A 24,532-nucleotide genomic window follows, 5' to 3' on the forward strand; every position below is an offset into this window, starting at 1 on the left:
ATATATTATATTGCCCTGAGGAGAAAATTTCAAGGGTAAATTTTAACCTTTTTTGCAAACCCTCAAAACTGGATAAGAATCACAAACATCGGAAACAGTCTTTCATGGTAGATAGATAAGTCGTCGATCAATTAGTATCCGTCAGCTGCACGTGTCACCACGCTTCCACCTCGGACCTATCAACCTCATCGTCTCTGAGGGATCTTATTACCTTATAGGTAAGGGAAATCTCATCTCAAGGAGGGCTTCATGCTTAGATGCTTTCAGCACTTATCCCGACCACACGTAGCTACCCAGCTGTGCTCCTGGCGGAACAACTGGTACACCAGCGGTGTGTCCATCCCGGTCCTCTCGTACTAAGGACAGCTCCTTTCAAATTTCCAACGCCCACGACGGATAGGGACCGAACTGTCTCACGACGTTCTGAACCCAGCTCGCGTACCGCTTTAATGGGCGAACAGCCCAACCCTTGGGACCGACTACAGCCCCAGGATGCGATGAGCCGACATCGAGGTGCCAAACCTCCCCGTCGATGTGGACTCTTGGGGGAGATAAGCCTGTTATCCCCGGGGTAGCTTTTATCCGTTGAGCGACGGCCCTTCCATGCGGAACCGCCGGATCACTAAGCCCGACTTTCGTCCCTGCTCGACTTGTAGGTCTCGCAGTCAAGCTCCCTTGTGCCTTTACACTCTGCGAATGATTTCCAACCATTCTGAGGGAACCTTTGGGCGCCTCCGTTACCTTTTGGGAGGCGACCGCCCCAGTCAAACTGCCCACCTGACACTGTCTCCGGACCGGATCACGGTCCTGGGTTAGAATGTCCGTACAGCCAGGGTAGTATCCCACCAGCGCCTCCACCGAAGCTAGCGCTCCGGCTTCCAAGGCTCCTACCTATCCTGTACAAGCTGTACCAACATTCAATATCAGGCTACAGTAAAGCTCCACGGGGTCTTTCCGTCCTGTCGCGGGTAATGTGCATCTTCACACATAGTATAATTTCACCGGGTCTCTCGTTGAGACAGTGCCCAAGTCGTTGCACCTTTCGTGCGGGTCGGAACTTACCCGACAAGGAATTTCGCTACCTTAGGACCGTTATAGTTACGGCCGCCGTTTACTGGGGCTTCGGTTCAACGCTTCGCTTGCGCTAACGCATCCCCTTAACCTTCCAGCACCGGGCAGGTGTCAGCCCCTATACTTCGCCTTACGGCTTCGCAGAGACCTGTGTTTTTGGTAAACAGTCGCTTGGGCCTTTTCACTGCGGCTCCTCGGCAGAGGAGCACCCCTTCTCCCGAAGTTACGGGGTCATTTTGCCGAGTTCCTTAACGAGAGTTCTCCCGCTCACCTTAGGATCCTCTCCTCGTCTACCTGTGTTGGTTTGCGGTACGGGCACCTCTTTCCTCACTAGAGGATTTTCTTGGCAGTGTGAACTCAGGAGCTTCGGTACTTTAGTTCCCTCCCCATCACAGCTTGACGTTGCCGGACGGATTTGCCTATCCGACCGTCTCACTGCTTGGACGCGCTCATCCAATGGCGCGCTCTCCTTATCCTCCTGCGTCCCCCCGTCGTTCAAACGGAAAGGAGGTGGTACAGGAATATCAACCTGTTGTCCATCGCCTACGCCTTTCGGCCTCGGCTTAGGTCCCGACTAACCCTGAGAGGACGAGCCTTCCTCAGGAAACCTTAGACTTTCGGTGAAAGAGATTCTCACTCTTTTTTCGCTACTCATACCGGCATTCTCACTTCTAAGCGCTCCACCAGTCCTTACGGTCTGACTTCACGGCCCTTAGAACGCTCTCCTACCACTGATCGTAAGATCAATCCGCAGCTTCGGTGGTGTGTTTAGCCCCGGTACATTTTCGGCGCAGAGTCACTCGACCAGTGAGCTATTACGCACTCTTTCAATGATGGCTGCTTCTAAGCCAACATCCTGGTTGTCTAAGCAACTCCACATCCTTTTCCACTTAACACACACTTGGGGACCTTAGCTGGCGGTCTGGGCTGTTTCCCTTTCGACCATGAACCTTATCACCCACGGTCTGACTCCCAGGACAAAGTCGATGGCATTCGGAGTTTGACTGAATTCGGTAACCCGATAGGGGCCCCTCGTCCAATCAGTGCTCTACCTCCATGACTTTCTATCCTGAGGCTAGCCCTAAAGCTATTTCGGAGAGAACCAGCTATCTCCGTGTTCGATTGGCATTTCACCCCTACCCACACCTCATCCCCGTAATTTTCAACTTACGTGGGTTCGGACCTCCAGTCAGTGTTACCTGACCTTCATCCTGGACATGGGTAGATCACACGGTTTCGGGTCTACGACCGCATACTCACTCGCCCTATTCAGACTCGCTTTCGCTGCGGCTCCGCTTCTGCGGCTTAACCTCGCATACGGTCGTAACTCGCCGGTTCATTCTACAAAAGGCACGCCGTCACCCATAAACGGGCTCCGACTACTTGTAGGCACACGGTTTCAGGTTCTCTTTCACTCCCCTTCCGGGGTGCTTTTCACCTTTCCCTCACGGTACTGGTTCACTATCGGTTACTAGGGAGTATTTAGCCTTGGGAGATGGTCCTCCCGGATTCCGACGGAATTCCTCGTGTTCCGCCGTACTCAGGATCCACTCCGGAGGAAAGAAGGTTTTGACTACAGGGCTGTTACCCTCTATGGCTGAGCTTTCCAGCTCGATTCGTCTACCTTCCTTCTTGGTAACTCCAATGGAGTGTCCTACAACCCCAGAGAGCAAGCTCTCTGGTTTGGGCTGTTTCCGTTTCGCTCGCCGCTACTTGGGAAATCGCGTTTGCTTTCTCTTCCTCCGGGTACTGAGATGTTTCAGTTCCCCGGGTGTGCCGTCCTATACCTATGGATTCAGTATAGGACACTGTTCCATTACGAACAGTGGGTTTCCCCATTCGGAAATCTCCGAGTCAAAGCCTACTTACGGCTCGTCGAAGCATTTCGGTGTTAGTCCCGTCCTTCATCGGCTCCTAGTACCAAGGCATCCACCGTGCGCCCTTATTCACTTAACTATCTTGTGAAAAGACGTTGTTTCAATTGATGTTTGATGTCTTGTCATCATCAGGATTATCGAAAGATAATGCCTGATCATGTCTTATCCAGTTTTCAAGGTTCACATTGAAAGATCCTTTGATCTCTCAAAACTGAACAACCAACCATGTACGTTTCCGTTTCTATCCTTAGAAAGGAGGTGATCCAGCCGCACCTTCCGATACGGCTACCTTGTTACGACTTCACCCCAATCATTGGCCCCACCTTCGGCGGCTGGCTCCAAATGGTTACCTCACCGACTTCGGGTGTTGCCAACTCTCGTGGTGTGACGGGCGGTGTGTACAAGGCCCGGGAACGTATTCACCGCGGCATGCTGATCCGCGATTACTAGCGATTCCGGCTTCATGCAGGCGAGTTGCAGCCTGCAATCCGAACTGAGAATGGTTTTATGGGATTTGCTACACCTCGCGGCTTCGCTGCCCTTTGTACCATCCATTGTAGCACGTGTGTAGCCCAGGTCATAAGGGGCATGATGATTTGACGTCATCCCCGCCTTCCTCCGGTTTGTCACCGGCAGTCACCTTAGAGTGCCCAACTGAATGCTGGCAACTAAGATTAGGGGTTGCGCTCGTTGCGGGACTTAACCCAACATCTCACGACACGAGCTGACGACAACCATGCACCACCTGTCACTTGGTCCCCGAAGGGAAATCCCTATCTCTAGGGAGGTCCAAGGATGTCAAGACCTGGTAAGGTTCTTCGCGTTGCTTCGAATTAAACCACATGCTCCACCGCTTGTGCGGGCCCCCGTCAATTCCTTTGAGTTTCAGCCTTGCGGCCGTACTCCCCAGGCGGAGTGCTTAATGCGTTAACTTCAGCACTAAGGGGTGGAAGCCCCCTAACACCTAGCACTCATCGTTTACGGCGTGGACTACCAGGGTATCTAATCCTGTTTGCTACCCACGCTTTCGCACCTCAGCGTCAGAGACAGACCAGAGAGTCGCCTTCGCCACTGGTGTTCCTCCACATATCTACGCATTTCACCGCTACACGTGGAATTCCACTCTCCTCTTCTGTCCTCAAGTTCCCCAGTTTCCAATGACCCTCCACGGTTGAGCCGTGGGCTTTCACATCAGACTTAAGAAACCGCCTGCGCGCGCTTTACGCCCAATAATTCCGGACAACGCTTGCCCCCTACGTATTACCGCGGCTGCTGGCACGTAGTTAGCCGGGGCTTCCTCGTTAGGTACCGTCAAGGTACCGCTCTATTCGCACGGTACTTGTTCTTCCCTAACAACAGAACTTTACGATCCGAAGACCTTCATCGTTCACGCGGCGTTGCTCCGTCAGACTTTCGTCCATTGCGGAAGATTCCCTACTGCTGCCTCCCGTAGGAGTCTGGGCCGTGTCTCAGTCCCAGTGTGGCCGATCACCCTCTCAGGTCGGCTACGCATCGTCGCCTTGGTGAGCCTTTACCTCACCAACTAGCTAATGCGCCGCGGGCCCATCTGTAAGTGATAGCTAAAAGCCATCTTTCAACTCTCCTCCATGCGGAGGAAAGTGTTACCCGGCATTAGCCCCGGTTTCCCGGGGTTATTCCGGTCTTACAGGCAGGTTGCCCACGTGTTACTCACCCGTCCGCCGCTCGTTCCACGAGCATCACCCCCGAAGGGGATCAGCTCGCTTCCCGCGCTCGACTTGCATGTATTAGGCACGCCGCCAGCGTTCGTCCTGAGCCAGGATCAAACTCTCCATAAAAAGTAAAGTTTGACTTGCTCATTTGCACACCGAATGTGCTTGTTGTTTTCTTCTTTAAATAAGAAGAAATAATTGACGTACTGGTTGGTTCGTTCAGTTTTCAAAGATCAAATGTGTTGTTTGCCGCTCAAAACAGCGACTTAATTAATATATCATGGTTAGCCGTTTAAGTCAACAGCTTTTTTCATGATTTTTTTGTAAGCCGTTCCCAGCTTTACCGCCTCTCTCTCGAAGCGACGCTTACTAATATATCATGTGAATTCGCTATATGTCAATAACTTTTTTTATGATTTTTGTAAGCTCGATTGCTTGCCGCTCTTAAAGCGACAAATAATAATTTACCATGGTTTCGAAATTGAATCAAGGGCATTTTATAAAAAAATTAAATCCCTTTACTACTATAGAAATAAAAAACTCGACCGCATTTAAGGCCGAGTTTCTATATTGAGCGTTAGTCACGATTACGCATTTGTGGGAAAAGTAATACATCTCTAATAGAAGGAGAGTCTGTCAATAGCATGACTAGACGATCGATCCCTATACCTAATCCACCAGTTGGAGGCATTCCATATTCAAGAGCCTCAATGAAGTCTTCATCCATCATATGCGCTTCGTCGTTTCCTTCTTCACGTTCTTTTAATTGTGCTTCAAATCGTTCACGCTGATCAATTGGATCATTAAGCTCGGAGAAGGCATTGGCATGTTCGCGGCCTACGATGAATAGTTCAAAGCGGTCAGTAAAACGCTCATCCTCAGGATTTTTCTTCGCAAGTGGCGAAATTTCGATCGGATGTCCATAAATAAATGTAGGCTGAATAAGTTTGTCTTCTACACGCTGCTCAAAGAACTCATTTACGATATGACCAAATGTCATCGTATCTTTAATTTCAATCCCATGTTCATGAGCAAGTTCCTTAGCTTTGTCATCGTTCATCTGCTCCCAGAAGTCCACGCCAGTGTATTCCTTAATAGCATCAACCATGTGCAGGCGTGTCCATTCTGGCTCTAAATCAATTTCCTGTTCATTATAAGTAATTTTCGTGCTTCCAAGAACGTCTTTCGCAATGTGGGCAACCATATTTTCGGTCAAACTCATTACATCATGATAATCTGCGTATGCTTCATAAAGCTCAAGCATCGTGAATTCTGGATTATGGCGAGTAGAAATCCCTTCATTACGGAATACACGTCCGATTTCATATACTTTTTCCATTCCACCCACGATCAAACGTTTTAGGTGAAGCTCAATAGCAATACGCATGTACAGCTGCATATCCAATGCGTTGTGGTGAGTAATGAACGGTCGTGCTGAAGCTCCGCCTGCAATACCGTGCATTAATGGAGTTTCAACCTCTAAGAAGCCCAAGTCATCCAAGTATCTGCGCATGGACTGAATAATTTTACTGCGTGTGACGAATGTATCACGGCTTCCTGGATTTGTAATCAAATCTAAGTAACGCTGGCGGTATCTCTGCTCTACGTCTTGTAAGCCATGAAATTTTTCAGGAAGAGGGCGCAAGGATTTTGTAAGAAGGTGGAATTCACTAGCTTTCACAGATAGTTCCCCTACTTTTGTTTTGAACATAACACCCGTTACACCAACAATATCTCCAAGGTCGGCGGTTTGGAAAATCTCATAGGCTTCTTCACCTATAGCATCTTTTCTAATATATAATTGAATTTGACCCGTCAAATCCTGAATGTGAGTGAAGCCAGCTTTTCCTTTTCCACGCTTCGTCATAATTCTTCCAGCAATAGTCGCAGGGATTTGCTTATCTTCAAGCTCCTCCTTGCTGTACTGGTCATATTTCTCTTGAAGGTCTTTGGCATAATCTGTTCGTTCATATTTGCTGCCGAAAGGATCCAAACCTTGTTCGCGGTAGGAGTTCATCTTCTCTCGACGCACCCGCATATGTTCATTGAGTTCTTCTGACACTGTAATCACTCCATTCTTCATCTATTTTTAGATCGTAAACAATCCGTTTCAATAAATAAAAACTGCCAGCTCTGCACTGGCAGTATTCTAACTATGATTTAGTATAGAAAAGTCCTTCGACCGTGTCAATCTAAGAAGGAATTCAGGACACTTTCATACTCTCTTCCAGCTCATTAGAAAATTCACAAATATATTCAGCAATCATGTCGTACCAAAATCTATATATCAAACAGTGGTTTTTTATTAAATCTTTCCCCATATACGCATGCTTTCCACTTCCTCGGCAGGAAGCCCTCGCAGGATTTCTTCTACACTAAGATTTATCTGAGGAAGAATTACCTCTGGAGCAAGTTCAGCTAAAGGAACCATTACAAAGGCGCGCTCATGCATATGTGGGTGGGGAATCACCAGACGCTCTGCTTCCATATTTTCATGATTATAGAGTAAAATGTCAAGGTCTATCGTTCTAGGTCCCCATTTTACGAGCCTCTCACGGCCTAATTCTGCTTCTATACTCTGACAATGGTCGAGCATCTGCAAAGGCTGTAAAGATGTAGTCACTTCCACTACCATATTTAAAAAATCACTTTGATCCGTGTAGCCGACAGGAGCTGTTTCATAGACCGACGATTTTTCAGTTACTTGAATTTCACTATGCTCTTCTAACATGTCGATTGCACTTTTTAAAAAATCTTCTCTCTCTGCAATATTAGATCCGAGTGCGATATAGGCCGTGTTCATTCGTCTCTGCTCCTGTAGATTTCAATAGCTACTGATTTATAGTGACCAGGTATAGGAGGGTCCGGCTTGTACACTTTAACGAGACACGCATCAATAAGAGTAAACTGTCCAAGCAGTTCCCCAGCTAACTTCTCGGCAACAGTCTCTACTAAATCGTACGCTTCTCCTTCCACCACTTTTTTCGTGGTTTCATAAAGCGCACCATAGTCAACTGATTTTGTCATATCATCAGACTCAGCCGCGGGTTTCAGATCAAGCTCCAATTGTAAATCCACATAAAAGCGTTGACCCAACTTGTTTTCTTCCGGAAATAGCCCATGATATCCCCAGAATTCCATTTGATTGACATAAATTTTATCCATTCGATTCACCCTTTCCGATCATGGCATCCATCATTTTTGTCATTCGGACAATCGGTTTGACATCATGTACTCTCACAATGTGCACCCCTTGAGAGATTCCATAACATACAGTGGCCCCAGTGCCTTCCATTCTTTCTTCTTTTGGTAGGTCAAGTGTAAGACCGATGAATGATTTCCGTGAGGTTCCTAAAAGCAACGGATAACCCAGATCATGAAACTGATGGAGATTCCGCATAACGACCAAATTATCTTGGGGGGTTTTGGCAAAACCAACGCCAGGGTCTAAAATGATGTGATCATCCTTAACTCCAGCACCTTTGGCAATCCTGATGCTATCTTTAAGATCTTGTTTCATTTCATCAATGAGTGATTCGTAATTCTTATCTTTTCTATTGTGCATGAGGATAATCGGCACCTCGTGTTCTGAAGCAACCTCAGCAATTGCAGGTTCCTCTTTTGCACCCCAAACATCATTGATAATCGATGCCCCAGCTTCTATAGCCTGTTTTGCTACTTCAGCTTTGTACGTGTCTATAGAGATTGGAATGTCTAATTGTTCTTTCAGCGCACGTATTACCGGAACAACTCGGTTGATTTCTTCCTCTTCCGTTACAGGCTCATGCCCTGGACGGGTCGATTCTCCTCCGACGTCGATGATATGAGCACCTTCTCGCTGCATGGCTAATGCCTGAGTGACAGCTGCATCTATATCGTTGTATTTACCGCCGTCTGAAAAAGAATCCGGAGTAATATTCAATATTCCCATAACTAAAGACTGTTTGGATAAGTTGTATGATTTTTTGTCAGTCGTCAGAGTAAATCCCATGAAGCGTTCCCTCTTTCCGTCAAATCTTCTTCTCCTATCTTACATCATTTTAAAAATTCTATCACTCCACAAAACAAAGGCGCAAGCGCACTCAAACCCAGCAAAACGGCAGGCGGAAGGTGAATTTTTATAAACGCTAAGCCAACAAAAAACTACGTCCTGTCTAAAGGACGTAGTTTGTGGTTTATTCTTCATCAAATTGATATAGAGGAGTGGAAAGATAGCGTTCACCATTACTTGGGATAATCGCAACAACTTTTTTACCTTTTCCTAACTTTTTCGCGACTTGTTTAGCCACATGTATTGCTGCTCCTGAGGAGATTCCTCCAAGGATACCGTCTTTTCTAGCAGCCTCACGCGCTGCAGCAAAGGAATCCTCTGTAGAAACCTGAACCACTTCATCATACACTTCTGTATTCAAGATACCCGGAACAAAACCAGCTCCGATCCCTTGAATTTTATGAGGTCCCGGATCTCCCCCGGATAGTACTGGTGAGCCCTCAGGTTCAATGGCGTAGATTTTGACGTCCGGATAACGTTCTTTCAACACTTTACCCGCTCCAGTAATCGTACCTCCGGTTCCAATTCCAGCGACAAATGCATCTAATTGATCACCCATTTGTTCGACAATTTCAGGACCAGTGGTTTTTTCGTGAATGAGAGGGTTAGCTTCATTATTAAATTGCTGTGGTAAGAAGTATCCATGCTTATCAGAAAGCTCGGCAGCTTTCTTAATTGCGCCCTTCATCCCTTCACTTCCTGGTGTTAGAACAAGCTCTGCTCCATAAGCCCTCAACAGATTCCGGCGTTCTTGACTCATAGTATCCGGCATAACAAGTACAGATTTGTACCCTTTAGCTGCTGCGATCATCGCCAGCCCGATTCCTGTGTTACCGCTTGTCGGTTCAATGATTGTGTCGCCTTCTTTCAAATTACCTGCTTTTTCAGCTTCTTCAATCATTGATAAAGCAATACGGTCTTTTACGGAGCTTCCCGGGTTCATGTATTCGAGTTTTAAGTAAATGTCTGCACTGTTTTCATCAGCACTCCCCACAAGCTTAACCATAGGGGTTTGACCAACTAATTCACTAACATTATTTGCTATTCTCATTTTCTCACTCCTAAAACCAAGTATTTTAATAGGATTTTCATCTAATGTACTTGACTTACCTTCTGTTGTCAAACATTTCAGTTAACTTGTAATTACCTAAGTAAATATAGAAAAGGCGAAACAAACCCTCTCTTTAACCAAAAGATTTGTTTCGCCTTTTATTATATCATCGAACCTATACCCATATGCTACTCTGCAGCATTTGATTGTAGTTCTTTTAATTGTTCTACATCAAACTGATAATCTTCGTTACAGAAATGACATTTCGCTTCTGCCCCTTGATCCTCATCAATCATGCGCTGAATTTCATCGTCGCCAAGACTTGAAATGGCAACTTCGACTCGCTCGCGAGAACAGTGGCACTTGAATTGAACAGGCATGGAGTCCAGAATTTGAACATTTTCTTCCCCTAATACGGTGTACAGAATTTCTTCTGGAGTTTTACCATCACGAACCAGGCTTGAAATGGCAGGCATATCTGACAGCCTTTTTTCAATTTGGCTTGTTGTTTCCTCATCCGCTCCAGGCATCATCTGAACGATGAACCCACCAGAAGCAAGGATAGAATAATCTGTATCAACAAGTACACCTGCTCCTACAGCTGAAGGAACTTGTTCAGAGTTTGCAAAATAATATGTGAAGTCTTCACTAATTTCCCCGGAAATAAGCGGCACTTGGCCTGTGAAGTGATCTTTCATTCCAAGGTCCTTTACAACACTAAGTGTACCACTGGTTCCTACGGCACGAGCAACATCAAGCTTCCCTTGGTCATTTAAATCGAAATCAACATGAGGGTTTTTAATATAGCCGCGAACTTCACCTTTAGAGTTGGCATCAGCGATAATAGCTCCCGCTGGTCCATCTCCTTCAACTTTTAGAGTGATTTTATCATCACCCTTCAACATCGCCCCCATCATTGCGCTGATTGTTAGGGTCCGTCCTAGAGCTGCAGATGTTGTAGCCCATGTATCTTGCCTGCGACGTGCTTCTTCTACCGTATCTGTCGATTGGACAGCATATGCACGTACTTGTCCGTCAAAAGCCATCGCACGTACTAAATAATCTGCCATTGTATATCATTCTCCTTTAAAAGCATTTTTCTCTTTGTTGCGTTGATATATTTTATGAAGCCCTTTTAGTGTGAGGTAAGGATCGACGTGTTCAATTGTACTAGACTCACCAGCGATCAATGATGCCAGTCCTCCTGTAGCAATCACCGTAGGAGATTGCTCTGCGGTGGCCTTCATCCGGCGAACCACTTCATCAACTTGGCCGACATACCCGTAAAAGACACCAGATTGCATGGCTTCGACCGTGCTCTGTCCTACGACGTTATCCGGGCCCTTGATTTCAATTTTCGGAAGCTTAGCTGCCTTCGCATATAGGGCCTCCATGGAGATGTTGATACCAGGAGCAATAGCCCCACCTACATACTCTCCGTTTTGGTTGATATAACAATACGTTGTCGCTGTACCAAAGTCGATGATCACCAGTGGCAGCTTGTATTCATCAATGGCTCCTACTGCGTTCACAATCCGGTCTGCACCAATTTCATCAGGATTTGGGTATTTCATAGCCAGCCCGTGGTCTACCTTTCCGGCTCCGATTATCATCGGCTGCTTTTTAAAATAATAACGGGACATACGCTCTAGTGCAAACATAATGGGAGGAACCACCGTTGATATGATTACTCCATCCATATCTTCAAACCTTAAGCCTTCATGATCAAATAAAGATTTAATCAGCATTCCAAATTCATCTTCTGTTTTATGTCGATCTGTTTTGATTCTCCATTGGTACTGTAAAGAGCCTTTATCAAAAACACCTAATACTGTGTTGGTATTTCCCACGTCAAGAACAAAATTCATTTTTCGTGCCTCCCGCGTCATTTCTTTCGGCTACCATCATACCATATTCTGCCCCCTCAACGCTTCAGGGTGACTCAATCCTTTACTATATAACGGAAGAAAAGCCACACCGTCTGAAGACGGTGTGGCTTTTACTTACATTAAGAACGGCGATCCTCAGAGTCAGCATCGTCTTTTGATGTTTCATTGCTCTCTTCGGTATTCACAGAAGTTTGTTCATGCTTCTGTTCAGATTCATCCGCTTGTTCTTCTTTTGATTTTACGTTCACCCTAACATCTTCATCCGTAGAAGATGTGTTGTTCTTGATTTTTGCGTTGTGCTCACGAGCAAGCTCTTCTAATTCCTCATCTGTCGGAAGACGTCCTTTGTCAAACAGGGAGCGAATTTGAGTTGCATCAAGAGTTTCAACATCAAGTAGGGTTTTTGCTATTAGCTCTAACTTATCTTTGTTATCTGTAAGGATCGTTTTCGCACGATCGTAACAGTAGTTGATAAAGTTTTGAACTTCTTGATCAATTTCGTAAGCAATTTGATCACTGTAATTTTGTTCATTCTGGATATCGCGTCCAAGGAATACTTGTCCGCCAGAATTAGAACCGAATTGAAGTGGTCCGAGTTTTTCACTCATTCCATACTCTGTAACCATCTTACGGGCAATGTTTGTTGCACGCTGGAAGTCGTTGTGAGCTCCTGTGCTCACTTCACCAAAGATGATTTCTTCAGCTACACGACCACCAAGGAGTCCTGTGATCTTATCAAACAGTTCAGGCTTCGTCATGAAGTAGCGATCTTCTTTAGGAAGCATAACCGCATAACCGCCTGCCTGTCCCCGAGGAACGATGGTTACCTTGTGAACCATATCGGCATCATCCAGTACCATACCAATAACGGTGTGGCCACTTTCGTGATGGGCTACGATATTACGTTCTTTCTTGGATATGACACGGCTCTTCTTGGCTGGACCAGCGATGACACGATCGATAGCCTCATCAACGTGCTCCATTGCTACTTTCTTCTCATCTGAACGTGCAGCAACAAGTGCAGCTTCGTTCAGCAAGTTTTCCAAGTCTGCACCTGAGAAGCCAGGTGTACGAAGTGCGATGGTTTTCAAATCAACATTTTCAGCTAATGGTTTGTTCTTAGCATGTACAGCAAGAACTGCTTCACGGCCTTTCACATCTGGGCGGTCGACCGTAATTTGACGGTCAAAACGTCCAGGACGCAGAAGGGCTGGATCTAGAATATCCGGGCGGTTGGTTGCAGCGATGATGATAATACCTTCATTGACACCAAACCCGTCCATCTCAACAAGCAGCTGGTTTAACGTTTGTTCACGTTCATCGTGTCCTCCGCCGAGACCAGCTCCACGCTGACGACCTACCGCATCAATCTCATCAATGAAAATGATGCCTGGTGCGTTCTTTTTCGCGTTTTCAAACAAGTCACGCACACGGGAAGCACCGACACCGACAAACATTTCAACGAAGTCAGAACCACTGATTGAGAAGAATGGTACGCCAGCTTCACCAGCTACGGCACGAGCAAGTAATGTTTTACCTGTACCTGGTGGTCCAACTAACAGGACACCTTTTGGAATACGTGCGCCTACAGCAGAGAATTTACGAGGGTCTTTCAAGAAATCGACAACCTCGACAAGTTCTTGTTTCTCTTCATCTGCACCGGCAACGTCTTTAAAACGAACCTTTTTCTTCTCTTCCGTGTACATCTTCGCCTTACTCTTACCAAAGTTCATGACACGACTTCCGCCGCCCTGAGCCTGGTTAAGTAAGAAGAAGAATAAAATGAATATAATTACGAACGGGATAATGGATGTAAGAAATGTCACCCATGCGCTCGGCTGTTCTTCTTCTTCAACGTGCAAAATACTTTGTTCCTGTCCAGTCTCGGTGACGTTCGCAATTACTTCATCATTGGATGGAAGCTTAGCGGTAAACGTCCCTTCACCTTCCTGACTGTCAGCAAGCTGTCCGGTGACACGGATCACCCCATTGACAGGCTGTATCGTCATTTCTTCGATTTGACCGTTGTTTAGTTTATTGTAAAACTCGTTAACATTCAGTTCTGTTTGTGGCTCACCTTGACCTCTAAATAGACCGACGACGCCGATAACTACGAGGAAGATAAGTAAATAAAAAATAGTATTACGAAATATCCGGTTCATTGCCTACCTCCTCCCAAGCGAGAAAACTATAGTAAATCGTACCATAACAAAAACCGACGAGACAACTAATTAACCTTAAAAAAGGAATATTGAAAGCTAAGGTATGAGAGCGTTTCATTATCCACCATAAACTTCTGGTTTCAGAACCCCGATGTAGGGCAGGTTACGATATTTTTCTTCGTAATCCAACCCATATCCTACAACAAATTCGTCAGGTACTTCAAAACCGATGGTATCTGCTTTGATATTCGCACTACGGCCCGCAGGTTTATCCAACAGGGTTACGATTTTGATGGACTCTGCTTTACGATATTTGAACAAGTCAACTAAATAACTAAGTGTAAGTCCGCTATCAATGATATCTTCAATAATTAAAATGTCTCGACCTTCGACTTTTGTATCAAGGTCTTTAACAATTTTAACTTCTCCAGAGGATTTCATACCTCCGTGATAGCTTGAAACGTCCATAAAATCCATTTCCAAATGCGTCTCGACCCGTTTCAGAAGATCTGCCATAAAAGGAGTGGCCCCTTTCAGCACTCCAATCGCTAACGGAAAACGCCCTTGATACTCTTCCGTTAACTGAGCACCGATCTCCTTACACTTTTCCTGGATCTCTTCCTCAGAAATCAAGACCTTTTCAATTTCGTTATGCATGTTTGCTCCTCCTACGTCTCTGCATTATTTTCATATTTTATCCGAAGCCATGTACCTGAGGAATTCCTCGTACATTCTCCACCTTTTTTTAAACCTACAAGCCAGAGGATCTCACCCTTACGATCTGTAACCAGAGGCCATGTGTCGCGAAATTCGGCAGGGATCTTTTGGTCAATAAAAATATCTTTTACCTTTTTCGACCCGTTCATTCCCCGCAATCGCATCCGGTCTCCATTTCGTCTCGAACGTACGATGAGCGGCAGTGTTACGTGATGGGAATCACAAATAAACACGTGCTTCCCCTCCTCACTCCACCTATCAAGCCGTTCCGCAATCACTTGGGAACCGTCAGGAAGCTCAACTTTCCCCCCTAAAGGAAGAAGTAAGTGGTAAGCTTCTTTTTCTTCTTTCTCTTTGAAAGAAATCGTGACATCCTCATAAGCCCGGACTGCTTTTAGCCCCCGGGGCAAATCTATCTCCGCATTCGGTTTATGATCATATAAAAGGCTCAAAAACATTTCCTCATGCAAATAGGAAATATCTTCTGTTTTATTTACGTACAGATAGTTCAATATTAGATGAAAGGCACTTCTTTGTAAAGCAAGCGGGAATGTTTTGAAATCTTCAATAGAAAATTGTACGAATTTATCCATATTTGAAGAAAATTGTACCTTTTCCAAAACTTTTTCCGCCTGTTCCTTTATGTATGTTTGGTCTTCCCTCATCCTCTCACTCATTGCCTGCATGTGGATATTTAACTTCGGATTTTGTTCTTTTAAGAAGGGCAAAACATGTTTTCTGAAAGCATTTCGAGTATAGTCGGTATCTTCATTGGATGCGTCGATCCTTGGTTCGATGTGATGTTTAGTAATATACTGGCCTATCTGATCTTTAGACAGACACAAAAACGGCCGGATGATTTTTCCTTTTCCAAAAGGTCTTTGAACAGGAATTCCCTGAAGGGCCTCAGGTCGAGCCCCGCGAGTCATTTGCATGATCATCGTCTCCGCCTGATCATCTCCATGATGCCCTGTAGCCAATCCATCTGCTTGTTCTTCATTCATGACTTTCTTAAAAAACTCATACCTCAAATGACGAGCAGCCTCTTGTGTGCCCATTCCAGTCTGCTTCCTATACGATTGGACATCTACTGAAGTACCGACAAATTCCACCTGCCACTCTTCACACATTTGTTTTACATAAGAAATGTCTTCAGCTGATTCCTCCCCCCGCAGCCTGTGATCAACCGAAACCGCCACGATCCGTAAATGCCATGAGTCTCTCAGCGAACTCAAAAAATGAAGAAGAGCGATAGAGTCCGGCCCTCCTGACACCGCAACGAGAATGGTTTGGTGAGGGTGAATAAGCTGATGTCTTCTAATGAACGAATGGACAGTCTGATCCATCAATGGTCACTCCTGTTTTGGCTAAATCTACCTGCTGTTACTATCTCTTATCGTATCACTCTTCATCCGTTCTGCAAAAGAATACACTTACATCCAGAAACTTAAAATGGAAATCCCTAAAAATAATGTGGTACTTATCGAGAAAACCACCAGTTCCTTATTCTCTGATCCATGTTCACGCCTTCTTTGCCTACGTGAACTTGAGACGGATTTCTGTTTTTTTAGGAGAATTTGAGACAACGCGAGTTTCATATCTGACGCACGATGATACTTTCCACTCCAGCATTGCAAAATCAAACGCTGGTAAGGACGAAGAATGGAAGAAGAAGCTAGTTTTGACTCCAGTGTTTTCTTTGGGTTGCCCGCTTTTTCGAAGCGCTTTGGATAAGCCATTTCAAGCATAATCATCGTAACGGCGAACAAGTCATAGGACGGTTCTGCTTTCCGAGTTCCCATTCCCCAATAACCTCTGTCATAAAACTCGGTATACTCCTTGATCGCCCTGCCGATCTGCGTGACTCCTCCGACATCGATCCAGCGAACAAGCGAATCGGACATAAGCAAGTTATCCGTTTTTAAATCACCAAAAACGTAGCCAGCCTTATGAAGATGCTCCAATTGACTCAGCAATTGAATAGCACAGATCCCTATCCATTCCTTTGATTTTCCATTAAGAAAAGTACTCAGAGATTCCCCTTCTATATATTCCATCACGTAAAAAGGGTACGTTTTCATTGACTTCCCCGCCCAGTCATCGACATCAATGAAAGAAGGCCCAAGTTTGACCCCTTGGACCTTACCGAATTTTTTGAGCATATTCACTTCAAGCATCAGGCGTGAACTATCCGTACCCAGCTTGAGGGCATACGTATCCCCTTGCTCTGAACGGCACAAAAAAACCGTGCCGCAAGCCCCTGAACCGAGTACTCGGATGATGGTGTAGGCGTTCCCATTCCACTTTCCACGCAAACTAGTGCCTGGACGCAAATTAAAATCCGGTTTCTTCATAAGGATCTACTCCATCTTGCATACTTTGAAACATCGGTTTTTCTGTAAATGCATACAACGCTTCTTTCAAAGCAGGCCCAGTCGGAGTGTACCCTCCACTCAATAGTTTCGAAAAGATTCCGTTGATTTCACCTAATTCAGGTGTCCAGTCCACCATTTTTCTTATCGTTTTCTTGTGATCTGGGAATGTGTACACACTAAATTGGTTGGAACCCGTTCTCGCATTTAAACTCAAAGAGAGATCATATAGGGCTTCTTTGACCGTCGGAAGCTTGTGATGCATGCTTGCACTTGTATCCACGAGTACAAGTACTTCAAGATCACAGCGTTCTCCTAAATCATCGACAACCTCGACCACTTCCCCTCGTTTCTCAGGTGGAAGTTCCTCAATGGTCTGATCTTTCCCTAAGATCTCTTGCAATTCTTTATTGACGACTCCTTGGATCGTTTGAGTCATCGCCTGTCTTGTCACCATTTGCACAGTTTGAGACAAGCTTTTTTGATAGACGATTTGACTGACGCCTCCCCCTGCCTCGGCAATCGATTCGACTTCATCAAGCCCCTGTGGCTTGCCTTGCTGCCGATCATCAAGGACGCCAATCACATTCACCGTAATCCCCTGATTTCTTGCGAGAGCTGCTACAGCGATAGGGTCCTCTCCATGATTCGAGCACCCATCGGTTAACAAAAGAATTTGCTTTAGTCGGCCTGGTTTCATAATGGTGATCCCTCCTATTTCATTGTCACCATCATCACCGAAAAGGAGGAATTTTATACTCACCTTCAGGCCTGTTTTTTCTGTGTGGGAATGGATTTCCACTCCGGCATGTAGCGGTCGATTCTTGCGACGAGGATCGTCATATCATCGTGAATTGAACCAGCTTGGGTGCGTATGACCTCTTCTAAAAGAAGATCAGCAATCACTTGCGGATCATCACTCGTAACCTCCCTTATTTTCCTCTTGATCCACATTTCCACGTTCTCCACGTATTTTGGCCCTTCCAAAATTCCATCGCTCATCATAATTAGAAGGTCGCCTTCCTCAAGCTGTTCACTGGTCATATCGACATCTACTTCCGGAATGATGCCCATTGGCAGATTCCCTGACTCTACGGTAAAAATTTGATCTCCTCTCTTTATAAAGCTTGGCGTGCTGCCAACTTTAATGAATTTAGATGTTGCTTGATGTAAATCAATAACAGCCAAATCGAGCGTTGAAAAAATTTCATCGTTCGTACGTAAGGAAAGAATCGAATTGATGGACTGGATGGCGACGGACTCCTGTATTCCTGACTGTAAAATTTGTTTTAGCAGTCTTAGAGTTTCCATACTCTCCTCGTGAGCTCTTTCCCCATTCCCCATTCCATCACTGATTGCAAGGGCATACTTCCCTCTTCCCAATTCCATCATTGTAAAGCTATCTCCGGATACAATCCCTCCTCCTTTAGCCGCATGAGCTACTCCCGTTTCGATGGAAAAATGCTTTGCTGATCCAAAATTTAAATAACACCGCCCGCTCGGATAAGGAGAAATTTCTTCCATTGTCACCACAATTGTTTCTCCTAAGATATCAGAAAGCACAGGAGCAATAATTTTTGCTCCTTCTCCGCGGTAATTTTCAATTTCCACAATGAGTTCCATATCAATGTTCCCGGCATCTAAAGAATAGATTTCTAATTTCTGAATAATCATCCCCATTCTTTCTAGCGCGTTATAAATAACTTGCTCTTTTTTCTCATGGTGCTCCCGTTCTTTAACGATCTCCTGTGCAAAATTACTCATGACCTCAGAAACTCCTTGAAGTTGTTCCGCTACGAACCTGCGACTCTCCAATACTTGTTTTTTTAATTGTTTATTCGCATGGTAGAAGGACAACTCATATTTCATCGTGTCAATTAACTTTTGCGATTTTACACAGTGTTGATCTACGGCCTTACGAACAACCCGATTCGGTTCCCCCTTCTCATCCAGCTCGTGCATCAGTTCCGTCATCATGTCATGGGTCTGATCGAACATGTTGACCCAGCACTTCTCCTTTTTAAAACAGGATTGGCACGTTTTTTCCGTAACATGACTGAGGAAGTAATCTACTTCTTCCTCTTCTTCAACATTTGCAGAAGGACGCTCTAAATAGTTGAAACTTTTGGATAAAGCTTGAAAGACATCGGAAAACTTCCCCACTCTTACAGCAGTGACGTCCCTGACCTTTTGTAAGTATTTTTGTTGTTCAGAATGATGTTCGTCGGTCCCTGGGACAAACCGTGATAGCTGCCTAATCCACGAATTTGGTGTCAACACAAAGAAGAGGACTGCCCATGCCGTTGCCCAAAGGGACGAGGGTAAATTGGCCCCATTACTGACATAAAACCCGATCAATAATGTCCCCACCACGAGCCCGGCGCTCACTCCTGCCTTTTTTCCTTCTTTTAATAAACCGCCTAATAAGCCTGAAAATGCGAGCAGGCTCATTTGATAAACGTGATCCATATTCGAAAGGCTCAACACTAGTCCTGTCACGACTCCCACGGTTGAACCAATAGCTGCCCCTGCAGTAAAGGCAAGCAGGATAACAAGGTAACGTGAAAAAACATCAACAACCGCCACGCCTTGAATTTCCCAGCCGATCAAGCCGGTTAACACAGAGGCGAGTAATATGATTAAGCAGACGATCTCCTCATTTTTTAACGTCGGTTGATATCTTTGAGGTGTTAATAAAGGAAGACTCTGCATAAAGATAAGTACAAGGATAAAACTAAGTACCCCTTCCGCGACCATCAGGGTAAGTTCGTAGAGCTGCCAACGGTCGAGCAGTGCCAGACTGATCATACGTGGAACGACACTGGCCATCAGCGCGAGCATCGGCAGCCATCTCTGGAGGTGACTTATTTTGTACAGCCCCAGAGTTAAGAGCAAAAAAGTCGCCGACGCTCCTGCAATAAAACCCGCATGGCCGTAACTGTATGTAGACGCCCCTGCGGCCATCATAATAGTTACTGGTATGACAAGCGGACGCTTTAGCCACCAGATCACGGCCAGGAAAGCCACACCGAATGGAGCCATAGATGATAGAATAATAGCTCTTCCTAATAATAGGGCCAGGACCATATGGAAGACCCCTTTGTTTGACATGAAAGTAAATAATCCAAATGATGCCTTCTTCAATCCTCTGCCGATGTTCGACTGCTTTAACGTGTTCTGGCGATCTTCTCGTTTCGTCATCGTACCTAACATTTATTCATCACACTCCTTTGTTATGGATTCTATTAAATCACATGGTAGACAAGCATTTTGTCAAAACAACAGGAGAGCAGAAACAAAAACTTCGATGCTTTTTTCAACAACTGCATCCGTTTCTACAAATTATCCCTTCCCAACCTTCGTGAGTATCCAAAAACCTCCTTCTTTCCCTAGCGAAATATACATACAATTCTGATATTTTTATTTTATGTTGACAGTATTTTTATAATGGTTTACTATATTCCTTGTGACTTTGAAAACACATTCATTCACTTGGCGGTGTAGCTCAGCTGGCTAGAGCGTACGGTTCATACCCGTGAGGTCGGGGGTTCGATCCCCTCCGCCGCTACCATTTTTATCACATACATATTAGGCCCGTTGGTCAAGTGGTTAAGACACCGCCCTTTCACGGCGGTAACACGGGTTCGAATCCCGTACGGGTCATCGGAAACATTCTTGTCCAAAAAAAACTCCGCATTCTCAAATTTGAGAATGCGGAGTTTTTTATTTATCGACCATGATTAATAGAATACGTCAAATTGATCCCAGACGGTTTCGAGTCTACCTAACTTTTCATCAAAATCGTTTTTCTTTTCCTTCGCTGTATAAATTACGAGGGCGTTGATTAAACTCAAGGGAGCCACAAATGAATCAATGAAGGCAGGCATTTGACTTTCCGCTGTTAATGTAACATCCGCATATTGAATGAGCGGGGATAACAGACCGTCAGTCAAAGCAAGCGTCATTGTACCTTTTTCTTTTGCGTAGGAAAAGATGTCGACTGTACTTCTTGTGTATCGTGAAAAACTGATTCCTATGATAAGATCCTCTTCACTTAAATCATAAAGTAAGTCGGCATCTTTCTCGATCGAATCAAGCATTACAACGTGATCCAGCATTTTTTCCAAGTAATAATGCATGAAAAGACCTAACGCAGCTGCACTGCGATTGGCAACAATGTACACCCTTTTTGCCTCCAATAAATACTGGATCGCTCTACGGAAATCTTCTACATTTAAATTTTTCATCGTCTGCTGGATATTTTCAATATCTCCACTTAGCACATGAGGAATGTCTCGATCTCCTTCCCCATACACCTCATTAGACATTTGCAGCCTTTCCGCTGAAGTTAATTGCTGCTGAACGGAAGATTGTATGTGTTCTTGAAACTCAGGATATCCTGAATAACCTAAAAATACAGCGAATCGCACCACCGTCGCATCACTGACATTCACCAGCTTCGCTAACTTACTCACATTTAAAAACGGCACTTCATTTGGTTTCTTGAGAATATACTGAGCAATTTTTTTGTGTGACTTACTCATCTCAGGCATTTTTTCGTAAATGATTTTGTACACATTTATATCCATGTCAAACCTCTTTCTTTCTTCAAGCTACTCTTAAGCTTAACATGTTCGTATTTAGAAGGGTTTCCCAACTATTTCAGGCAGTTTTGCACCGTTCTTATTGCCTGTTCATGTGCTTCTACAGTTCGAGCAATGTCTTTCTCTGTATGTGCCGTAGACAAGGAATAGCGATTAAGCGGCTTCGTGTAGACACCAAGCTTCAACAATTCATAGTCGATCTCTTTTCTTAAAGAGGAATCGACTTTAGCCATATCTCGATAATTCTTAATTTCTCCTTCTGCCAAAATGATATTGAAAATGCTTCCCAGGCCAATTGTCTGCATCGATATTCCATACCGGCTGTATAATTCTTCGAGTTGGTCTCTAAGTGATTTCGTCTTAGCAAAAAGATCATCCATCGTATCTTCATTTTCAAGTAGTTCAATTGTAGCAAGTCCCGCTGCTAAGACAGTAGGATGGCCGTTGTACGTCCCACTATGAAATAAAGCGTGATGTTTGTGCTGGTTTTCAGCTCCAGCTGTCAAAATATCCTTACCCCCATCTGGCGCAAGAATTTCCATAATTTTTTTTGAACCGCCAATCGCTCCTACAGGAAAACCGCCACCAAGCACTTTTCCTAGCGCTGTAAGATCTGGTTCAATTCCATAAACCATTTGGGCTCCTCCTAAAGATAAGCGGAAGCCGGTTTTCACTTCATCTAAGATGAGCAGAATGCCAAGTTCCTCTGTTAAAGACCGTAGACTTTTCATAAACTCTTCTTCAGCAGGGATGAAACCACCTTGGACAGGTTCCATGATGATGGCAGATATCTGTGCTGAGTTTGCACGTAGTATTTTTTCCGTAGATGGAAAGTCGTTAAACGGGAGAATAATCGTATTTTCTTGATAGTATTCCGGTAACCCGAGTGATTCTGGAACAGGGTTCGGTTTTACAGTCTCTCCCGCTTTTTCATGATCAGGATTCACACTGAGTAAAACTTGGTCATACCCACCGTGATAATGCCCTTCAAACTTAGCAATTTTTGATTTTCCTGTATAAGCCTTTGCCACTCGCAGGGCAAGTAAAGTAGCCTCTAAGCCTGAGTTCGTGTATCTGACCATTTCCATTCCTGGATAGAGTGAAATTAATTTTTCAGCCATGGTTGTCTCTAATTTGTGCGGTGTACCGAAAATCGTCGTACCAGCTTCTTGCATTTGTGTCATTACAGCTTCATATACGGATTGATGTCCATGTCCATGAATCAAGGCTCCATAGGATAGAAGATAATCGATATACTCGTTCTGATCGACATCATATAGCTTACTTCCTTCTGCCTTTTCCATAACAATGGGATGGGGATCGATATATTTAATATTCGCTGTGACCCCGCCTGGAATAACCTTTTTCGCTTGATCAAATAGTTCTGCTGATTTCCTCATTTTTTCGTCTAGCGGATGAAACTCTTTAGGCTTCAAGAGTAGAACCTCCATGATTATCAATATTTATTTCAAAAAAAATATAACATGAAATAAATATTTCATAAACAGATAACTATTATTAGCACTGATCAGCCCTTCATATAAGTCTCTATATCCTTAAGACATTTAAGATTATTTTCTATTTAGAGGAGTGTTGTTTCCGTTATTTAGTACTAGGATAGGTGTTCAGGGAAATCGCTCGCTTTCCGCGGGGATGACGGCAAGCTTCCTCGGTTTGTCAACCTGCGGGATCTTGCCAGCCATTCCATTCCCGCAGGAGTCTCACAATTTCCCCTCTCACCTTGCCATTCATTGACTGAACGGAAACGCATGCAAAGGTCGTAATAGTCTCAGTATTTAGAGTGAGGGTGATTTTAATTCTTCAGATAAAAGCAGCTACTAGATGGAATTGTGAGGTTAATGACAATTGGGATGGCTGGAAAATGACGAGACTACCGCGGTAGAAGGGCCTAGGCGAGACCTCACAGAGAGCGCAGCGAGCGAGGAGACTCGGCAGTTCCCCCGCTGGAAAGCGAGTTATTTTCCAGCCATCCCTGACACTTTTACGGATACGAACCCAAGTTTTTTTGAACTCAAGTCTTCCAGAATCTGATATATAGTTGAATAAGTCCTTGTAAGCACTACATGTGAAAAGTGGTTATGAAATGAAAAAAGAGCAGATCCATATGGAATGGATCTGCTCTTCGTATGAAAACGTGCATCTTTTACTCATTGTCACAGACAGCAAGCTATCCTCTTTTAGCACCTCGACCTCCACGTTTGGATTCGGTGTGCTTCTTCAGTGATGCTAAGCGTTCGTCGCTATCTTTCATAAAGCGGCTCATCTTCTGCTCGAACGATTCAGCCGGCTTACGTGGTTTTTGCGGGCGACGATTGTGGTTTTCTTTTGCTTTTTTGATGGATAAACCAATCTTACCATCATCTCCAACATTAATGACCTTCACTTCCACCTGGTCTCCCTGGCTTAAGTGCTCATTAATGTCTTTTACATAGTTGTCGGCAACTTCACTAATGTGAACGAGACCAGTCTTCCCATCTGGAAGCTCAACGAACGCTCCGAAATTAGTGATACCTGTTACCTTACCCTGCAGCTTGCTGCCTACTTCAATTGACATAAAAAAAATGCTCCTCCTTAAATTTTCGATAAAAAAATTATCCTTCTTATATATTATATATAAGCTTTGAAAAGAGTGTCAATATGAAGGGTCTTCATTCGGAATTTTAAAGATGATTTCGCCTTCTTTTGAAAAGAAATAATTCGTCCTGGCAATTTGCAAAACGTACTCTTCATTACTCAAGAGCTCGATTTCCTGTTTCAATTCTTTCTCCTCTTTTTCCAAAGCGGTCTTTTCCTGTTTTAACTGTTCGTACTGCTCAGACTTCTCTGCGTACAGCCTTTGTTGTTGCACGTGATAGATCACCATGGAACTCGCTACGATCGTTACTAACAGGGCAAACAAAACCAGTCGGCGAACTAAACGCTTTTTCTTTTTCTGGTGTCTCTCCATATAGGCATCGTAGTGCTTCATGTATGTAGAATCTAAGCGCGCAACCGATTCCGGCTGTTTTTTTGCCATGCAGTTTGAC

Annotated in this window: 17 protein-coding genes, 2 tRNA genes and 2 rRNA genes; 2 read left to right on the forward strand and 19 right to left on the reverse strand. The window is 44.6% G+C overall.

The window, feature by feature from the left end:
* Positions 1–111 precede the first annotated feature (111 nt).
* From HM131_RS00660 to spoIIE, 15 genes are all read right to left on the reverse strand, one after another.
* A 23S ribosomal RNA gene (locus HM131_RS00660) occupies positions 112–3,027 on the reverse strand.
* A 172-nt stretch (positions 3,028–3,199) separates the two neighbouring features.
* Positions 3,200–4,765, reverse strand: a 16S ribosomal RNA gene (locus HM131_RS00665).
* The 16S and 23S rRNA genes sit together here, the layout of an rRNA operon.
* A gap of 451 nt (positions 4,766–5,216) precedes the next feature.
* Positions 5,217–6,701, reverse strand: coding sequence for a lysine--tRNA ligase (gene lysS / locus HM131_RS00670; protein WP_085026956.1), 1,485 nt, complete (start codon positions 6,699–6,701; stop codon positions 5,217–5,219).
* Between the two features lie 243 nt (positions 6,702–6,944).
* Positions 6,945–7,442, reverse strand: coding sequence for a 2-amino-4-hydroxy-6-hydroxymethyldihydropteridine diphosphokinase (folK, locus tag HM131_RS00675; RefSeq protein ID WP_085026958.1), 498 nt, complete (start codon positions 7,440–7,442; stop codon positions 6,945–6,947).
* Positions 7,439–7,804 carry a dihydroneopterin aldolase gene (gene folB, locus HM131_RS00680; RefSeq protein WP_085026960.1) on the reverse strand — a complete coding sequence of 122 codons (366 nt, stop codon included), beginning with the start codon at positions 7,802–7,804 and terminating at the stop codon, positions 7,439–7,441. Before folB ends, folK begins: the two co-directional genes overlap by 4 nt.
* Complete coding sequence (folP, locus tag HM131_RS00685) at positions 7,797–8,630, reverse strand: dihydropteroate synthase (protein WP_085026962.1); 834 nt, start codon at positions 8,628–8,630, stop codon at positions 7,797–7,799. Before folP ends, folB begins: the two co-directional genes overlap by 8 nt.
* 184 nt (positions 8,631–8,814) lie before the next feature.
* Positions 8,815–9,741, reverse strand: coding sequence for a cysteine synthase A (cysK, locus tag HM131_RS00690; protein ID WP_085026964.1), 927 nt, complete (start codon positions 9,739–9,741; stop codon positions 8,815–8,817).
* Between the two features lie 188 nt (positions 9,742–9,929).
* A complete protein-coding gene (gene hslO / locus HM131_RS00695) occupies positions 9,930–10,811 on the reverse strand; it encodes an Hsp33 family molecular chaperone HslO (RefSeq protein WP_085026966.1) in 882 nt (293 codons plus the stop codon).
* Between the two features lie 6 nt (positions 10,812–10,817).
* Complete coding sequence (locus tag HM131_RS00700; RefSeq protein WP_085026968.1) at positions 10,818–11,609, reverse strand: type III pantothenate kinase; 792 nt, start codon at positions 11,607–11,609, stop codon at positions 10,818–10,820.
* Positions 11,610–11,749: 140 nt separating this feature from the next.
* On the reverse strand, positions 11,750–13,792 hold the full coding sequence (gene ftsH, locus HM131_RS00705; protein ID WP_085026970.1) for an ATP-dependent zinc metalloprotease FtsH: 2,043 nt from the start codon (positions 13,790–13,792) through the stop codon (positions 11,750–11,752).
* A 117-nt stretch (positions 13,793–13,909) separates the two neighbouring features.
* A complete protein-coding gene (hpt, locus tag HM131_RS00710; RefSeq protein WP_085026972.1) occupies positions 13,910–14,449 on the reverse strand; it encodes a hypoxanthine phosphoribosyltransferase in 540 nt (179 codons plus the stop codon).
* An 11-nt stretch (positions 14,450–14,460) separates the two neighbouring features.
* Positions 14,461–15,855, reverse strand: a complete 1,395-nt coding sequence (gene tilS, locus HM131_RS00715) for a tRNA lysidine(34) synthetase TilS (RefSeq protein ID WP_085026974.1) — start codon at positions 15,853–15,855, stop codon at positions 14,461–14,463.
* 87 nt (positions 15,856–15,942) lie between these two features.
* Positions 15,943–16,863, reverse strand: a complete 921-nt coding sequence (locus HM131_RS00720) for a protein kinase domain-containing protein (RefSeq protein ID WP_085026977.1) — start codon at positions 16,861–16,863, stop codon at positions 15,943–15,945.
* A complete protein-coding gene (locus tag HM131_RS00725; protein WP_085026979.1) occupies positions 16,844–17,581 on the reverse strand; it encodes a vWA domain-containing protein in 738 nt (245 codons plus the stop codon). Before HM131_RS00725 ends, HM131_RS00720 begins: the two co-directional genes overlap by 20 nt.
* A gap of 65 nt (positions 17,582–17,646) precedes the next feature.
* Positions 17,647–20,094, reverse strand: coding sequence for a stage II sporulation protein E (gene spoIIE, locus HM131_RS00730; protein ID WP_085026981.1), 2,448 nt, complete (start codon positions 20,092–20,094; stop codon positions 17,647–17,649).
* A gap of 281 nt (positions 20,095–20,375) precedes the next feature.
* Between spoIIE and HM131_RS00735 the strand changes: the two genes are divergently transcribed.
* A tRNA-Met gene (locus HM131_RS00735) sits at positions 20,376–20,452 on the forward strand.
* A 20-nt stretch (positions 20,453–20,472) separates the two neighbouring features.
* A tRNA-Glu gene (locus HM131_RS00740) sits at positions 20,473–20,544 on the forward strand.
* Positions 20,545–20,621: 77 nt separating this feature from the next.
* Here the strand turns inward: HM131_RS00740 and HM131_RS00745 are convergent.
* The 4 genes from HM131_RS00745 to HM131_RS00760 form a co-directional block, all read right to left on the reverse strand.
* Positions 20,622–21,470 carry a MurR/RpiR family transcriptional regulator gene (locus tag HM131_RS00745; RefSeq protein ID WP_085026983.1) on the reverse strand — a complete coding sequence of 283 codons (849 nt, stop codon included), beginning with the start codon at positions 21,468–21,470 and terminating at the stop codon, positions 20,622–20,624.
* Between the two features lie 68 nt (positions 21,471–21,538).
* A complete protein-coding gene (locus HM131_RS00750; protein ID WP_232324912.1) occupies positions 21,539–22,885 on the reverse strand; it encodes an aspartate aminotransferase family protein in 1,347 nt (448 codons plus the stop codon).
* A gap of 788 nt (positions 22,886–23,673) precedes the next feature.
* Positions 23,674–24,060 (reverse strand): S1 domain-containing RNA-binding protein, encoded by a 387-nt coding sequence (locus HM131_RS00755; protein WP_085026985.1) that lies wholly within the window; start codon positions 24,058–24,060, stop codon positions 23,674–23,676.
* Between the two features lie 78 nt (positions 24,061–24,138).
* Positions 24,139–24,522, reverse strand: a complete 384-nt coding sequence (locus tag HM131_RS00760) for an FtsB family cell division protein (protein WP_085026987.1) — start codon at positions 24,520–24,522, stop codon at positions 24,139–24,141.
* Between the last annotated feature and the right edge of the window lie 10 nt (positions 24,523–24,532).

It is taken from the genome of Halobacillus mangrovi, assembly GCF_002097535.1.
GTDB lineage: Bacteria > Bacillota > Bacilli > Bacillales > Halobacillaceae > Halobacillus > Halobacillus mangrovi_A.

Bases quoted from the DNA above. Each gene is read 5' to 3' on its own strand.
- ftsH (WP_085026970.1), bottom strand. From the start codon at position 13,792: ATGAACCGGATATTTCGTAATACTATTTTTTATTTACTTATCTTCCTC.
- folB (WP_085026960.1), bottom strand. From the start codon at position 7,804: ATGGATAAAATTTATGTCAATCAAATGGAATTCTGGGGATATCATGGG.
- HM131_RS00745 (WP_085026983.1), bottom strand. From the start codon at position 21,470: ATGGATATAAATGTGTACAAAATCATTTACGAAAAAATGCCTGAGATG.
- tilS (WP_085026974.1), bottom strand. From the start codon at position 15,855: ATGGATCAGACTGTCCATTCGTTCATTAGAAGACATCAGCTTATTCAC.
- HM131_RS00700 (WP_085026968.1), bottom strand. From the start codon at position 11,609: ATGAATTTTGTTCTTGACGTGGGAAATACCAACACAGTATTAGGTGTT.
- HM131_RS00720 (WP_085026977.1), bottom strand. From the start codon at position 16,863: ATGAAGAAACCGGATTTTAATTTGCGTCCAGGCACTAGTTTGCGTGGA.
- HM131_RS00750 (WP_232324912.1), bottom strand. From the start codon at position 22,885: ATGAGGAAATCAGCAGAACTATTTGATCAAGCGAAAAAGGTTATTCCA.
- HM131_RS00760 (WP_085026987.1), bottom strand. From the start codon at position 24,522: ATGGCAAAAAAACAGCCGGAATCGGTTGCGCGCTTAGATTCTACATAC.
- HM131_RS00725 (WP_085026979.1), bottom strand. From the start codon at position 17,581: ATGAAACCAGGCCGACTAAAGCAAATTCTTTTGTTAACCGATGGGTGC.
- folK (WP_085026958.1), bottom strand. From the start codon at position 7,442: ATGAACACGGCCTATATCGCACTCGGATCTAATATTGCAGAGAGAGAA.
- hslO (WP_085026966.1), bottom strand. From the start codon at position 10,811: ATGGCAGATTATTTAGTACGTGCGATGGCTTTTGACGGACAAGTACGT.
- folP (WP_085026962.1), bottom strand. From the start codon at position 8,630: ATGGGATTTACTCTGACGACTGACAAAAAATCATACAACTTATCCAAA.
- hpt (WP_085026972.1), bottom strand. From the start codon at position 14,449: ATGCATAACGAAATTGAAAAGGTCTTGATTTCTGAGGAAGAGATCCAG.
- spoIIE (WP_085026981.1), bottom strand. From the start codon at position 20,094: ATGTTAGGTACGATGACGAAACGAGAAGATCGCCAGAACACGTTAAAG.
- cysK (WP_085026964.1), bottom strand. From the start codon at position 9,741: ATGAGAATAGCAAATAATGTTAGTGAATTAGTTGGTCAAACCCCTATG.
- HM131_RS00755 (WP_085026985.1), bottom strand. From the start codon at position 24,060: ATGTCAATTGAAGTAGGCAGCAAGCTGCAGGGTAAGGTAACAGGTATC.